Origin of the sequence: Nocardioides zeicaulis, assembly GCF_042432345.1 — a bacterium.
GTDB classification, from domain to species: domain Bacteria; phylum Actinomycetota; class Actinomycetes; order Propionibacteriales; family Nocardioidaceae; genus Nocardioides; species Nocardioides zeicaulis.
In genome coordinates, this window is sequence record NZ_JBHLXH010000001.1 from 2197773 (window position 1) to 2211416 (window position 13644).

The 13644-nt window shown below is 74.7% G+C and carries 11 protein-coding genes and 1 tRNA gene; 7 read left to right on the forward strand and 5 right to left on the reverse strand.

Going from position 1 to position 13644, the window contains the following annotated elements; genetic code table 11:
• Positions 1 to 63 precede the first annotated feature (63 nt).
• Positions 64 to 1425 carry a chromate efflux transporter gene (gene chrA, locus ACFFJG_RS10740; protein WP_378518691.1) on the forward strand — a complete coding sequence of 454 codons (1362 nt, stop codon included), beginning with the start codon at positions 64 to 66 and terminating at the stop codon, positions 1423 to 1425.
• 4 nt (positions 1426 to 1429) lie between these two features.
• Here chrA and ACFFJG_RS10745 read toward each other — a convergent pair whose 3' ends face one another.
• Entirely contained in the window at positions 1430 to 2467 is a 1038-nt protein-coding gene (locus tag ACFFJG_RS10745) for a zinc-binding dehydrogenase (protein ID WP_378518692.1), read from the reverse strand.
• A 161-nt stretch (positions 2468 to 2628) separates the two neighbouring features.
• Here ACFFJG_RS10745 and ACFFJG_RS10750 point away from each other — a divergent pair, with 161 nt between their 5' ends.
• A complete protein-coding gene (locus ACFFJG_RS10750; protein ID WP_378518693.1) occupies positions 2629 to 3096 on the forward strand; it encodes an aminoacyl-tRNA deacylase in 468 nt (155 codons plus the stop codon).
• Between the two features lie 12 nt (positions 3097 to 3108).
• On the opposite strand, the gene ACFFJG_RS10755 is transcribed toward ACFFJG_RS10750, so the two are convergent.
• Together ACFFJG_RS10755 and ACFFJG_RS10760 are read right to left on the reverse strand one after the other, a co-directional pair.
• Positions 3109 to 3441, reverse strand: a complete 333-nt coding sequence (locus tag ACFFJG_RS10755; protein ID WP_378518694.1) for a YidH family protein — start codon at positions 3439 to 3441, stop codon at positions 3109 to 3111.
• Between the two features lie 59 nt (positions 3442 to 3500).
• Positions 3501 to 3590, reverse strand: a tRNA-Ser gene (locus ACFFJG_RS10760).
• Positions 3591 to 3744: 154 nt separating this feature from the next.
• Between ACFFJG_RS10760 and ACFFJG_RS10765 the strand changes: the two genes are divergently transcribed.
• From ACFFJG_RS10765 to ACFFJG_RS10775, 3 genes are read left to right on the forward strand one after another with little or no spacing between them, the layout of a single operon-like run.
• Positions 3745 to 5664: a lysophospholipid acyltransferase gene (locus ACFFJG_RS10765; RefSeq protein ID WP_378518695.1), complete on the forward strand. Its 1920-nt coding sequence runs from the start codon at positions 3745 to 3747 to the stop codon at positions 5662 to 5664.
• Positions 5661 to 7094, forward strand: a complete 1434-nt coding sequence (locus ACFFJG_RS10770; RefSeq protein ID WP_378518696.1) for an HAD-IB family hydrolase — start codon at positions 5661 to 5663, stop codon at positions 7092 to 7094. The genes ACFFJG_RS10765 and ACFFJG_RS10770 overlap by 4 nt, the downstream gene beginning before the upstream one ends.
• Positions 7091 to 8491 carry a wax ester/triacylglycerol synthase domain-containing protein gene (locus tag ACFFJG_RS10775; protein ID WP_378518697.1) on the forward strand — a complete coding sequence of 467 codons (1401 nt, stop codon included), beginning with the start codon at positions 7091 to 7093 and terminating at the stop codon, positions 8489 to 8491. Before ACFFJG_RS10770 ends, ACFFJG_RS10775 begins: the two co-directional genes overlap by 4 nt.
• A 4-nt stretch (positions 8492 to 8495) precedes the next feature.
• Here the strand turns inward: ACFFJG_RS10775 and ACFFJG_RS10780 are convergent, their stop codons facing one another.
• Together ACFFJG_RS10780 and ACFFJG_RS10785 are read right to left on the reverse strand one after the other, a co-directional pair.
• On the reverse strand, positions 8496 to 8960 hold the full coding sequence (locus ACFFJG_RS10780; RefSeq protein ID WP_378518699.1) for a GNAT family N-acetyltransferase: 465 nt from the start codon (positions 8958 to 8960) through the stop codon (positions 8496 to 8498).
• Positions 8961 to 8993: 33 nt separating this feature from the next.
• Complete coding sequence (locus ACFFJG_RS10785) at positions 8994 to 10172, reverse strand: ROK family transcriptional regulator (protein WP_378518700.1); 1179 nt, start codon at positions 10170 to 10172, stop codon at positions 8994 to 8996.
• A gap of 88 nt (positions 10173 to 10260) precedes the next feature.
• On the opposite strand from ACFFJG_RS10785, the gene zwf reads away from it, so the two are divergent.
• On the forward strand, positions 10261 to 11763 hold the full coding sequence (gene zwf, locus ACFFJG_RS10790) for a glucose-6-phosphate dehydrogenase (RefSeq protein ID WP_378518701.1): 1503 nt from the start codon (positions 10261 to 10263) through the stop codon (positions 11761 to 11763).
• On the forward strand, positions 11760 to 13634 hold the full coding sequence (gene edd, locus ACFFJG_RS10795) for a phosphogluconate dehydratase (protein ID WP_378518703.1): 1875 nt from the start codon (positions 11760 to 11762) through the stop codon (positions 13632 to 13634). Before zwf ends, edd begins: the two co-directional genes overlap by 4 nt.
• Positions 13635 to 13644: the final 10 nt, after the last annotated feature.

Genomic DNA, 13644 nt, shown 5'->3' on the forward strand with positions numbered 1-13644 from the left:
CGCCGCCAGGGTGGGGCGGCCACGGGCTTGACCGCGCGACGCGAGGCCGTGTTCGGTTCCTCCGTGCCCTCGGTCGACCGGTCCCGCGACGTCATCCCGCTCCGCACCGCCGCGCGGACCTGGTTCGCGATCTCGCTGCAGACCTTCGGCGGCCCGGCGGGGCAGATCGCGGTCATGCAGCGCACGCTGGTCGAGGAGCAGCGCTGGATCGGCCAGCAGCGGTTCCTGTTCGCGCTGTCCTACTGCACGCTCCTGCCCGGGCCCGAGGCCCAGCAGCTCGCGACCTACGTCGGCTGGCTGCTCAACGGCGTGCGGGGCGCGCTCGTGGCCGGGATCCTCTTCATCCTGCCGGGCGTCGTCGCGCTGCTCGCGCTCTCCGGCATCTACGTCGCGTTCGGCGACACGACCCTCGTCGAGTCGCTGTTCCTGGGCCTGGCGCCCGCCGTGGTCGCGATCGTGCTGCAGGCCGTCGTCCGGGTGGGCCGCAAGGGCCTGGGCCATCCCGCTCTCGTCGTGCTCGCGGTCGCGTCCTTCGTGGCGCTGACCTTCTTCGGGGTGCCGTTCCCGGCCGTCGTCGCGATCTCCGCCCTCGCCGGGTGGCTGCTCGGGCGCCGGATCCCGACGCTCACCGCGCCTGCGCGGGCCGCGGTCGACGACGGGCCACCTCCGCTGGTGCCCGACGACGCGCTGCACGCCGAGCCCCCGTCCCGACGGCGTACGACCCTCGTCCTGGCGGTCGGGCTCCTGCTCTGGGCGGCGCCGGTCGCCGTCGCCGCGCTCGCGTTCGGGCGCAGCAGCATCTACGTGGACCAGGGGCTGTTCTTCTCCGGCGCCGCGGTCGTCACCTTCGGGGGTGCCTACGCCGTCCTGGCCTACGTCGCCCAGCAGGCCGTGGAGGTCTTCCACTGGCTGGCCCCGGGGGAGATGGTGCGCGGGCTGGCCCTGGCCGAGACGACGCCGGGGCCGCTGGTGATGGTCGTGCAGTTCGTGGCCTTCGTCGGCGCCTATCGCGCGCCCGGTGCGCTCGACCCGTGGGTGGCCGCGGTCCTCGCGGCGCTCCTGACGACCTGGGTGACCTTCGTGCCGTGCTTCCTCTTCATCCTGCTCGGCGCGCCGTACGTCGAGCGACTGCGCGGCAACCGCGACCTCGCCGCGGCGCTGGCCGGCATCACCGCGGCGGTCGTCGGGGTGATCGCGAGCCTCGCGGTGTTCTTCGCGGTGCACACGCTCTTCGGCGAGGAGGCGCGGCTCACCACAGGACCGCTCGACGCGGCGTACCCGGTGCTGTCCTCGGTGCAGTGGGACGCGGTCGCGATCGCGGTGCTCGGGGCCGCGCTGGTGTTCTGGCGCGGCTGGTCGGTGCTGCGCGTGCTCGGGGCGTGCGCCCTCGCGGGCATCGTGCTCGGGCTCGCGCAGGCCGCCTGACGGCTCATCGGGTGGGGTCGATGATCGTCATCCCCGCGACGGTGGCGGTGTCGAAGACCGGGAGCAGGGCGGCTGCCTCCGCGAGGCCGATCGTGCGCTCGACGAGCCGCTGCGGCGCGAGCGCGCCCGACTCGACGAGGGCCAGCATCGGTGGGTAGTCGGCGGCGGCCATGCCGTGGCTGCCGAGCAGGTCGAGCTCCCACGCGATGACGCGCGACATCGGCACGCGCGGGTGCCCCTCGACCGGCGGCAGCAGCCCCACCTGGGCGAGCCGGCCCCGGCGGCGCAGCCCGAGGATGGCGTCGGCGCAGGTCTGCTCGCTGCCGACGGCGTCGACGGCGACGTGGCTCCCGCCACCGGTGAGGTCGGCGACCGCGGCGGGGACGTCGACGCCGTCCGCGAGGACCGTGTGCTCGGCCCCGAGGTCGGTGGCGACGGCCAGCGCCTCGGGGGTGCGGTCGACGGCGACGACGCGGGCTCCCAGCGCGCGGGCGATCATCACGGCGCTGAGCCCGACGCCGCCCGCGCCCACGACCGCCACCCACTCGCCGTCGGCCACCCGGGCGCGTCCGACGAGGGCGCGGTATGCGGTGGCGAAGCGGCAGCCGAGACCGGCGGCGGTCGCGAGGTCGACGGACGCCGGCACCGCGACCAGGTTGGCGTCGGCGGCGTGGAGGGCGACGAGCTCGGCGAACGAGCCCCAGTGGGTGAAGCCGGGCTGCTCCTGGGCGGGGCAGACCTGGGCCTCGCCGCGCAGGCACCACTCGCAGCGGCCGCAGCCGCAGACGAACGGCACCGTCACCCGGTCGCCGACCCGCCAGCGGGTGACGCCCGCGCCGACCTCGGCGACGTGCCCGGCGAGCTCGTGGCCCGGCACGTGCGGCAGCGCGACGTCGTCGTGGCCGGCCCACGCGTGCCAGTCGCTGCGGCACAGCCCGGTGGCGCCGACCCGCACCACGACGCCGCCGGGGGGCGCGACCGGGTCGGGCACCTCCCGCACCTCGGGGACGGACCGGACCTCGTCGAAGACCACCGCGCGCACGCCCCGATCCTCGCACCGGTGCGGACGCCCGGGGACGCCCGTTCGGGGCAGTCCACCGGGTCGTGGTCGGGTCGACGGCCCTCGGGCCGCCGGTTCCCGGTGGACCACCCCCGGCTCGGGTCGGGGCAGCCGGGGCTCGGGCGCGTCGTACGCTCGACGACGTGGACGAGCCGAACCCCGCCATCCGCGCGCTCGAGGAGTCCGGGATCGCGCACACCGTCACCCACCACGGCCGCGTCGGCTCCCTCGCCGAGGCCGCGGCCGCCCGCGGCGTCGAGCCGTCCGCGATCGTCAAGACGATGGTCGTACGCCGCGGCGAGGACGACCACCTGCTCGTCCTGGTGCCCGGCGACCGCCAGATCGCCTGGCCCAAGCTGCGTGCCCTGCTCGGCGTCAACCGGATCTCGATGCCCGACGCCGAGGCCGCGCGCGAGGTCACCGGCTACGAGCGGGGCACGATCACGCCGTTCGGCACCCGCACCCGGCTGCCCGTCGTCGCCGACGAGCGCGTGGTCGGGCGCACCGTCTCCCTCGGTGCCGGCGCCCACGGCGTGGCGGCGACCCTGGCCGCCGACGACGTCGTGCGCCACTTCGACGCGCAGGTCGCGGACGTCACCGACCCGGCCTGAGCGGCCGAGGCGTCAGGCGAGCGCGTACGGCGGCACGAGCAGGCCGGCCACCACGCACGCCCAGCCGAGGAAGAGCCACGGGTAGTGACGACCCGTCGAGGGCCGGGCGCTGCGGATCTCGCGCAGCCGCCCGCGGTAGCCGAACGCGGCGGACGCACTGCCGAGGAGACCGAGCGGGACCCCGACCCAGAACTCGGGGAGGTCGCTGGAGAGGGCGAAGCAGGTGTCGAGGCCGGCCACGCCGAGGCCCGCGGCGATGAGGGGGACCGCGCTGCGCAGCAGCTGGGCACCCTCGAGCCGCTTCACCGTCAGGTCGAGCGGCGTGGCCCCGTCGTCGTCCGTCACACGCGACATCCTGCCCGGACGACGATCGGGCCGGCCCCCAGGGGACCGGCCCGATCGGCTGGCGGTGGCGGTGGGATTTGAACCCACGGTGGGTGTGACCCCACACAACATTTCGAGTGTTGCACCTTCGGCCGCTCGGACACGCCACCGCGCGGAACACTACCGGAGTCCTGCCGCCAGCCCGAAACCGGCGGTGACCGGGCGCGGGGACCTCGCTCAGCACCATGGTCACCGCGCCGCGGCGGCGGTACGTTTCGGCGCACGACCGTGCTCGCGCCCCGGCGCCGGCAGGAAGGAGGGGCGGTGACGACCGTCCGACGCGTCCGAGACCTCGCCCGTGCCGGCCTGCCCCGGAGCGTGGGCGAGCGCCTGCCCGCCGCCCCGCCGCAGGAGGTCACCGAGCTGCTGCACGACAAGCGGTTCCAGGCCGCGGTCGCGACCTGGGCGCACGAGAACGACGTCGAGGAGCCGGCTGCGTGGGACGAGGTCACCGGCTACCTCCACGAGATGGCCGCCGACCACGACGACCGCACCTCGCAGGGTTGGGCGCGGCTGGGCGACTGGTTCCTCCGGGCCTACGACGTGCTGGTCGACGAGGACCAGATGCAGCGGCTGCGCAAGGTCGACCGCCGGCACAGCCTGGCCCTGGCCTTCAGCCACCGCTCCTACCTCGACGGCATGGTCATCCCCAACGTGCTGATGGCGCGCCGGTTCTCCCCGACCTACACCTTCGGCGGCGCGAACCTCAACCTCCCGGTCATCGGCACCGTGGCCAAGCGCACCGGCATGATCTTCATCCGACGCTCGACGCAGGAGATCCCGGTCTACCGGCTCGCGCTGCGCTCCTACATCCGGCAGATGGTCACCAACCGGCGCAACCTGGCCTGGTCGATCGAGGGCGGTCGCACCCGCACGGGCAAGCTGCGCCCGCCGGTGCACGGGATCCTGAAGTACCTCACCGACACCGTGCAGGGCGACGGCGAGGGCGACGACGCACCCGACGTGCAGGTCGTGCCGGTGTCGGTGGTCTACGACCAACTCCACGAGGTCTCCCTCATGACCGAGGAGGCGCGCGGCGCCAGCAAGACCCCCGAGGACTGGCGCTGGCTGGTGCGCTTCGCCCGGCTGCAGCGTCGCCGGCTCGGGCGGGCCTACCTCACCGTGGGCGAGCCGTTCTCGCTCCGCGAGCGGATGGACGAGCTGGCCGCCGAGGGTCTCACCGGGCACCAGGCCGTCGAGCGGGTCGCGCTCGACATCTCCCACCGCCTCAACCGCGCCACGCCCGTCACCGTGACCGCGATCGTGAGCCTCGCGCTGCTCGGCGCCGACCGCGCGCTGACCGTCGACGAGGTGCTCGACACCGTCGAGCCGCTGGCCGCCTACATCGACGCGCGGCACTGGCCGGTCGCCGGCGCCGCGGACCTCCGCGACCGCTCGACCATCCGGCGCGCGCTCTCCGAGCTCGCCCGCAGCGGGGTGCTGACGGCGTACGACCAGGGCACCGAGCCGGTGTGGAAGATCGGCGACGACCAGCACCTGGTGGCGGCGTTCTACCGCAACACCGTGATCCACATCCTCGTCGAGCGCGCGATCGGCGAGCTCGCGCTGCTGACCGTCAGCGAGCTCGAGCCCGGTGCGGAGCTGCCGGACGGCGGGGAGCTGCAGGTGGGCTGGGAGGAGGCCAAGCGGATGCGCGACCTCCTCAAGTTCGAGTTCTTCTTCCCCAGCCGCGCCGAGTTCGAGGACGACCTGCGCACCGAGCTGCACCTGCTCGTCGGCGACGACGTCGGCGAGCTCACCCCCGTCCGGGCCCGCGAGCTGCTCGTCACCGCCCGCCCGCACCTCGCCCACCTGGTGCTGCGCCCGTTCCTCGACGCCTACCTCGTCGTCGCCGACCGGCTCGCCGAGCACGGCGACGGACACGTCGACGAGGCCGACCTGCTCGCCGACTCGCTGGCGGTCGGCCAGCAGTGGGCCCTCCAGCGCCGCGTCGCCAGCGCGGAGTCGATCTCCCTGGAGCTCTTCCGCACCGCCCTCGCGCTGGCGCGGCACAAGGGCCTGCTCGCGGAGGGTGAGGGCGTCGGCTCGGCCCGCGAGGCGTTCGCCGCCGAGCTGCGCGACTCGGTGCGGCGGGTCAACGTCATCGGGGAGATCGCGGGCGAGCCGGTGCAGGTGGTCGCCCCGCCCGTCCCGTCGTCGTCCCCGCGCCGCGAGACGGTATGAGCGGACTCTCCGCCGCCGCCCGGGAGGCGGTCGAGGCGATCGAGGACGGCCCGCAGGGCCCGGAGGTCGGCGCCTTCTTCGACCTCGACGGCACCCTCGTCGCCGGCTACACCGCCGCCACCTTCTACGGCGACCGGCTCAAGGGCCGCGAGGTCTCGCCCGCGGAGTTCCTGCGCACGGTCGTCACCGCCGTCGACGGTGAGCTCGGCGGCGACCCGACCCGTATCGCCCACGTCGCCTTCTCCGCGATGCGCGGCGAGTCGGAGGAGGCCTTCGCCGACCTCGGGGAGCGGCTCTTCCGCGCCAGGATCGCCGGGACCATCCGCCGGGAGTCGCGCGCCCTGGTGGCCGCCCACCAGCGCGCCGGGCACACCGTCGCGGTGGCCTCGGCCGCCACGTCCTACCAGGTCGCGCCCGTCGCCCGCGACCTCGGCGTGGAGCACCTCGTCTGCACGCGGCTGGTCGTCGAGGACGGCCAGTTCACCGGCGAGACCGACGGCCCGATGCTGTGGGGACGCCACAAGGCGCGCGGCGTGCGGGCGTTCGCGCGCGAGCACGGGATCGACCTGTCCGCGTCCTACGCCTACGGCAACGGCTACGAGGACGTCGCCTTCCTCTCCTCCGTCGGGCACCCCACGGCCCTCAACCCGCACCGCGACCTGCGCACGGCCGCGGGCCGGCTGGGATGGCCGGTGCTCGACCTCGCCGACCCCGTCGGGGGCTCGCTCGTCGCCGCCGGACGTACGGTCGCGGCGCTGGCCGGGATGAACGCCGGCGTGGGTGCCGGGCTGGCCTACGGGCTGCTGCGCCGAAGCCGGTCGGAGGGCCGCGCCACCGCGGTGCGCCTGGCGACGCGGCTGCCGATGGCGATCGCCGGGGTGTCGCTGGGGGTGCTCCACGAGGAACGGCTCTGGACCCACCGCCCGGCGATTTTCGTGGCCAACCACCAGAGCTCCCTCGACATCCCGGTGCTCGGCCGGCTGCTCGACCGCGACTTCACGATCGTGGCCAAGAAGGAGGCGCGCTGGGACCCTCGCACGTTCGTCGGCTCCGTCGTCGTCGACCCGGCGTGGATCGACCGGTCCGACTCCGCCTCGGCGCGCGCGACCCTCGACGGGGTCGTCGACCGGATCCGCGGCGGCACCTCGCTGATGATCTTCCCCGAGGGCACGCGCTCGCCGACCCCGGTGCTCGGCCCGTTCCGCAAGGGCGCCTTCCACCTCGCCGCCCAGGCCGGCGTGCCGGTCGTGCCCGTCGTGCTGCGCAACACCGGCGAGCTGATGGGGCGCAGCTCGCTCGTGCTCAACCCCGGCGTGGTCGACGTCTGCGTCCTCGAGCCAGAGACCGACTGGAGGACCGACGACATGGACGAGCGGATCGCCGCGCTCCACGCGCGCTTCGAGGAGACCTTGGCGAGGTGGCCGTCGTGACGGGCTCGGACGACCTGGAGCGTTGGGGCGCCGCGGCGACCTGGGCGAGCGCCCGCGAGCTCACGCCGATGCAGACGCTGCTCTGGCGCGCCGAGCGCCACCCCGTGCAGTCGTCGACCACGACGGTCGTCATCGACCTCGACCGAGCCCCCGACTGGCAGCGCTTCGTCGCCGCGACCGAGTGGGGCACCGGGCTCGTACGCCGGCTGCGCCAGCGCGTCGTGGACCCCGTCGTGCCGACCGCGGCACCGACCTGGGCCGACGACCCCACCTTCGACCTCGGCTACCACCTGCGCCGCGAGCGGGTGGCCTCCCGGGAGGAGGCGCTCGCCGAGGCGGCGCAGGTCGCGCTGCGTCCCTTCGACCGCTCGCGCCCGCTGTGGGAGGGCGTGCTGCTCGAGCTCGACGGCGGAGGAGCGGCCTACGTCCTCAAGATCCACCACGCGCTCGCGGACCCGCTCGGCACCGTGCAGCTGCTCTCCCTGCTCCAGTCGGGACGCCGCGCCCACACCCCGCGCAAGCCGGCCGGCGACCCCGCCGCCGCCCCCGCGACCGCCGACCCGGTCGAGCTCGCGGTCGCGGGCGTGCGCGAGGACGCCGTGGCCCTCGTCGGCACGGCCCGGGGCGCCCCCCGCGCGCTGCTGGCGACCCGGCCCTCGACGGTCGTCGCCTCCGCGCTGCGCTACGGCGCGTCGGTGCGTCGCCTGCTGACCCGCGCGGCGCCGTCGTCGCCGGAGCTGCTGCCCCGCACCGGCCGCACCTGGCGCTTCCTCACCCTCGACGCGCCGCTCGACCCGCTGCGGACCGTCGCCCGGCTGGGCGGTGCGAGCCTCGACGACGTGGCGGTCGCGCTGGTGCTGGGCGGCCTCCGGCGCTACCACGAGCGGGTCGGCAGCGACGTGCGCGAGGTGCCGGTCGGCGTGCGGGTCTCGCTGAGCCGCGCCGACGACCTCGGCAACCGCTTCGCTGCCGCCGTCATCCCCGGGCCGATGTCGATCGTCGACCCCGTCGACCGGGTCGCCGCGGTGCGCGGCGAGGTGCTCTCGCTCCACACCGAGCGCGCCCTCGAGGTGCTCGAGGCGGCCGCGCCGCTCCTCAACCGGGCGCCCTCCGCCGTCGGTGCCGCCGCACTGCAGGCCGCGACGCCGCCCGACGCCTTCGTGCTCACCCTCCCCGGCCCGCCCCGCCGCCGCTACATGGCCGGCGCCGAGGTGCAGGGGATGTACGTCCTGGGCCCGCTGCCCGGATCGGCGCTCACGGCGTGCGTGACCACGGTCGGCGACACCGCCTGCGTCGGCGTCAACGTCGACGCCGGCGCGGTCGCCGACCTCGACGCGCTGCGCGAGTGCCTGGTCGAGGCGGTCGAGGAGATGGTGGCCGCCGCACCGGCGGGATGAGGTCTCACGCCGTGCTCCCGACGTAGCAGAGCATGCGGCCGTCGGCCTCGGACTCGACGTTGGTGAACCCGTGCCGCTCGTAGAACCGGCGGGTGTCGGCGTCGACCTCGTCGACGTTGATGTGCATCTCCGGCGCCCCCGTCTCGCGTGCGAGCCGGCGGCACAGGTCGAGGACCTGGGTGCCGGTGCCGCGGTCGCGCAGGTGCGGCACGACGTAGAGCTCGTCGAGCGTGGCGACCGGCCCGTCGAACCAGATCGCCGGGCGCAGCGTGACCAGCGCGAAGGCGGTGGCGTCGTCGCCGTCCTCGGCGAGCACGGCGTACGCCGCGTCGAGGTCGAGCAGCCGTGCGAACCGGGAGGCCAGCACGTCGACGTCGTCGGTCTCGGCGCCGAACTCGGTGTTGAAGTCCCACAGCAGGCGGGCCAGCACGCCGGCGTCACCGGGGGTCGCGCGACGGACCTGCGTCATGACGGCGAGCGTACGCCGCCCGGGCCGGGCCGGTCAGTCGTCGACGCGGGACCCCAGCCGGACGCCCTCGAGCAGCATCGCGTCGACCGCGGCCGGCGCGAGCGCCTTGTCGAGGGCCAGGACCGCGCACCCGACGAGACCGGCGCGGTCGCCGTAGGTCGAGGGCAGCACCTGCAGGTCGCGGGTGGCCAGCGCGGTGGCGCGGGCGTAGATGCTCTCGCGCAGGCCGGCGGCGTAGACGTCGAAGGCGGCCGACATGTCGCCGCCGACGACGAGGGCGTGCGGGTTGAGCAGCGTGATGGCGGCCGCCACCACCTCGCCCACCAGGCGGCCGCTCTCGCGGAGCATCGCCTTGGCGTCGGCGTCGCCGCCGAGCGCGAGCGCGGTGAGGTCGCGGACGTGGCTGGCCTCGCGACCCTGCTCGACGAACTGCGCGACCAGCGCCCAGCCCCCGGCGACGGTCTCCAGGCAGCCCTCGCCGCCGCAGCGGCAGGCGCGACCGGCGGCGGCCTCGGTGCGGACGTGGCCGATCTCGCCGGCCCCGCCGAGGTGCCCGCTGACCACCCTGCCGTCGGCGATGATGCCGAGGCCCAGGCCGGTGGAGACCTTGAGGACCAGCACGTCGTCGTAGCTCGCGGCGTGGCCCAGGCGCTCGGAGAGCGCGAGCACGTCCGCGTCGTTGCCGACGTGGAGCGGCGCGTCGGTGACGGCGGCGAGGTAGGGAGCCAGGTCGACGCCGTCCCACCCGGCCATGACCGGGGAGTCGATGCTCACCGCGCGCACCGGGTCGACCGTGCCGGGCAGGCTGAGGCCGACGCCGAGCACCGGACGGCCCGCGGCGCGGACCAGGTCGGCGAGCTGCTCGGCGACCGGCGGCATCACCTCGTCGGGACCGGCGCCCACCGTGTGCTCGACCGAGACCGAGCCGAGCTCGGTGCCGCCGAGGTCGAAGGTCGCGAGCTGGCTGCGGGAGCGGCCGATGGCCACGGCCAGCACCACGCCGGCGTGCTTGTCGAAGACCAGGCTCCCGGGCGGACGGCCGCCGGTGCTGGCCAGCTCCTCGCCGAGCAGCACCAGCCCGGCGTCGGCCAGCGCGGTGACGCGGGCGACGACGGCGGTGCGCGACATGCCGGTGAGGCGGCGCAGGTCGGAGCGGGTGTGGGCACGCCCGCTGCGCAGCAGTGCGAGCAGGTCGCCGGCGGTCTCGTTCATCACCGGGGATCCTAAGCCCCACCCTCTTATGTCTCACAAGAACCAAAGAAGTGGTTACAAAGGACCGAACATCGCCTACGGTGGTCGGGTGACCCTCCCGACCACCGAGCTCGCGACCGAGCTCCCCGCGTGCGACTTCGTCGTGTTCGGGGGCACCGGCGACCTGGCGCTGCGCAAGCTGCTCCCGGCGCTCTACCACCGCGAGCGCGAGCACCAGCTCCCTCGTGACTTCCGCATCGTCGGCGCCTCCCGCAGCGAGATCGACGACGACGGCTACCGCGCCATGGCCCGCGAGGCCCTCGGCCGCCACGTCCCGGCCGACGAGCTCGAGCCGGTCGCCGTCGACCGGATGCTCGAGCGGATCCACCACCTCACCGTCGACGCGAGCGACCCCGACGGGTGGCACCTGCTGCACGGCCTGCTCAAGGAGCACGACCGCGGCCAGGTGCGGGTGTTCTACCTCGCGGTGGCGCCCGCCCTCTTCGGCCCGATCTGCGACCGGCTCGACGAGATCGGCGTCGTGGAGCCGACCTCGCGCGTGGTGATGGAGAAGCCGGTCGGCACCGACCTCGCCTCCGCCCGCCGGGTCAACGACGCCGTCGGCCGGGTCTTCGAGGAGCACCAGGTCTTCCGCATCGACCACTACCTCGGTAAGGAGAGCGTCCAGAACCTCCTCGTCACCCGCTTCGCCAACACCTTCCTCGAGCCGCTGTGGAACTCGCGGTGGGTCGACCACGTGCAGATCACCGTCGCCGAGACGCTCGGCGTGGGGGAGCGCGGGGCGTACTACGACACCTCCGGCGCCCTGCGCGACATGGTGCAGAACCACCTGCTCCAGCTGCTCTGCCTCGTCGCGATGGAGCCGCCGACCTACGTCGGTCGCGAGACCGTGCGCGACGAGAAGCTCAAGGTCCTCCAGGCGTTGCGGCCGCTCGGTCCCGACGACGTCGACCGCGACACCGTCCGCGGCCGCTACGGCCAGGGCGTGGTCGACGGCGCGGTCGTGGCGTCGTACGACGAGGACCTCGGCCTCGCGCCCGGCACCCCGGGCAGCGGCACCGAGACCTTCGTCGCGCTCCGCGCCGAGGTGCAGAACTGGCGGTGGGCGGGCGTGCCGTTCTTCCTGCGCACCGGCAAGCGGATGGGACGCCGGCTCTCCGAGATCGTGGTGGTCTTCAAGGAGCCGCCGCACGCGATGTTCCCCCACTCCGAGGGCGCCGTCCTCGGCAACCGGCTCCACATCCAGCTGCAGCCCGAGGAGGGCATGCGGCTGCACATGACCGCCAAGGAGCCGGGCCCCGGCGGCATCCGGCTGCACCCGGTCTCGCTCGACCTCAGCTATGCCACGGCGTTCTCCGAGCGCTCGCCCGACGCCTACGAGCGCCTGCTCATGGACGTCATCAAGGGCAACCCCACCCTCTTCATGCGCCGCGACGAGGTCGAGGCCGCGTGGACGTGGGTGGAGCCGATCCTCCGCCGCTGGCAGGCCGCCGGCGTCGCCCCGAAGCGCTACCCCGCCGGCACGTCCGGCCCCACCGCAGCGGCCATGCTCCTCGAGCGCGAGGGCCGGGCCTGGCAGGAGATCGAATGAGCACCCATCAGCTCCACCCCGTCGTCGCGGAGGTCACCGCCCGCATCGTCGAGCGCAGCGCCGAGGGTCGCGCGGCGTACCTCGCCCGGGTGCGCGCCGCAACCGGCACGGGCCCCGCCGCGCGCACGGACCTCGGCTGCGCCAACCTCGCCCACGGCTTCGCGGCCAGCGAGCCGGCCGAGAAGACGGTGCTGCGTGGGCGCACGAAGCCCAACCTGGCGATCGTCACCAGCTACAACGACATGCTCTCGGCCCACCAGCCGTTCGTCGACTACCCGCCGGTGCTCAAGAAGGCCGCGGTGCGCGCGGGCGGCCTCGCCCAGGTCGCCGGTGGCGTGCCGGCGATGTGCGACGGCATCACCCAGGGCCGCGACGGCATGCAGCTCTCGCTCTACAGCCGCGACGTGATCGCGATGTCGACCGCGATCGCGCTCAGCCACGACATGTTCGACGGCGCGCTGCTGCTCGGCGTGTGCGACAAGATCGTGCCGGGCCTGCTCATCGGCGCCCTGTCCTTCGGCCACCTGCCCACCGTGTTCGTGCCCGCCGGGCCGATGCCCTCGGGCCTGCCCAACGGCGAGAAGGCCCGCGTGCGCCAGCTGCACGCCGAGGGCAAGGCCACCCGCGAGGAGCTGCTCGAGGCCGAGGCGGCGTCGTACCACTCGAAGGGCACCTGCACCTTCTACGGCACCGCCAACTCCAACCAGCTGCTCATGGAGGTCATGGGCCTCCACCTGCCGGGCTCGTCGTTCGTGAACCCCGGTACGCCGCTGCGCGAGGCGCTGACCCGCGCCGCCGCCGCGCGGGCCGTCGCCATCACCCGGCAGGGCGGCGAGCCGACCCCGATCGGCGAGCTGGTCGACGAGCGCACGATCGTCAACGCCTGCGTGGCGCTGCTCGCCAGCGGCGGCTCGACCAACCACACGCTCCACCTCGTGGCCATCGCGCGCGCGGCAGGCATCGCGCTGACCTGGCAGGACCTGTCGGACCTGTCGGCGGTCGTGCCGCTGCTGTGCCGGATCTACCCCAACGGCCAGGCCGACGTGAACCACTTCCACGCCGCCGGCGGCATCGCGTTCCTGGTCCACACCCTGCTGCGCGCCGGCATGCTCCACGAGGACGTCCGCACGATCGCCGGCCACGGCCTCTCGCTCTACACCCGCGAGCCCGTGCTGCGCGGCGACGACCTGACGTGGGAGGAGGGTCCCAAGGCCAGCCTCGACCACGACGTGCTGCGCCCGGCCGACGACCCGTTCTCCGCCGACGGTGGGCTCAAGGTGCTCACCGGCCCGCTCGGCACCGCCGTCATCAAGACCTCGGCGGTGAGGCCCGAGCACCGGGTGGTCACCGCGCCCGCGCTCGTCTTCGACGACCAGGCCGACTTCCTCACCGCCTTCGCCGAGGGCCGCCTCGACGGCCGCGACCTCGTCGCCGTCATCCGCTACCAGGGACCCGCCGCCAACGGCATGCCCGAGCTGCACAAGCTGACCCCCGCGCTCGGCGTCCTGCAGGACCGTGGCCAGAAGGTCGCGATCGTCACCGACGGGCGGATGTCCGGCGCGTCCGGCAAGGTCCCCGCGGCGATCCACGTGACGCCCGAGGCCGCGCTCGGTGGTCCGCTGTCGCGGGTCGTCGACGGCGACGTGATCACGGTCGACGGCACCACCGGCCTGCTGACGGTCGAGGACGCCGAGGCGCTGCGCGCCCGCCCGTCGACGGGCCGCGCGCCGGTCGGGGAGGAGTTCGCCGGCACCGGCCGCGAGCTCTTCGCCGCCTTCCGCGCCACCGTCGGTCCCGCCGACGCCGGTGCCAGCGTCTTCCCCGCGTTCGACCTGCCCACCCCGGAGGTGCCCGTTGCCCAGCACGCCTGAGTCCCCGTCC

What these genes read in the sequence shown, in the direction of transcription:
- ACFFJG_RS10770 (WP_378518696.1), top strand. Translation starts at nt 5,661, where the DNA reads ATGAGCGGACTCTCCGCCGCCGCCCGGGAGGCGGTCGAGGCGATCGAG.
- ACFFJG_RS10780 (WP_378518699.1), bottom strand. Translation starts at nt 8,960, where the DNA reads ATGACGCAGGTCCGTCGCGCGACCCCCGGTGACGCCGGCGTGCTGGCC.
- ACFFJG_RS10785 (WP_378518700.1), bottom strand. Translation starts at nt 10,172, where the DNA reads ATGAACGAGACCGCCGGCGACCTGCTCGCACTGCTGCGCAGCGGGCGT.
- edd (WP_378518703.1), top strand. Translation starts at nt 11,760, where the DNA reads ATGAGCACCCATCAGCTCCACCCCGTCGTCGCGGAGGTCACCGCCCGC.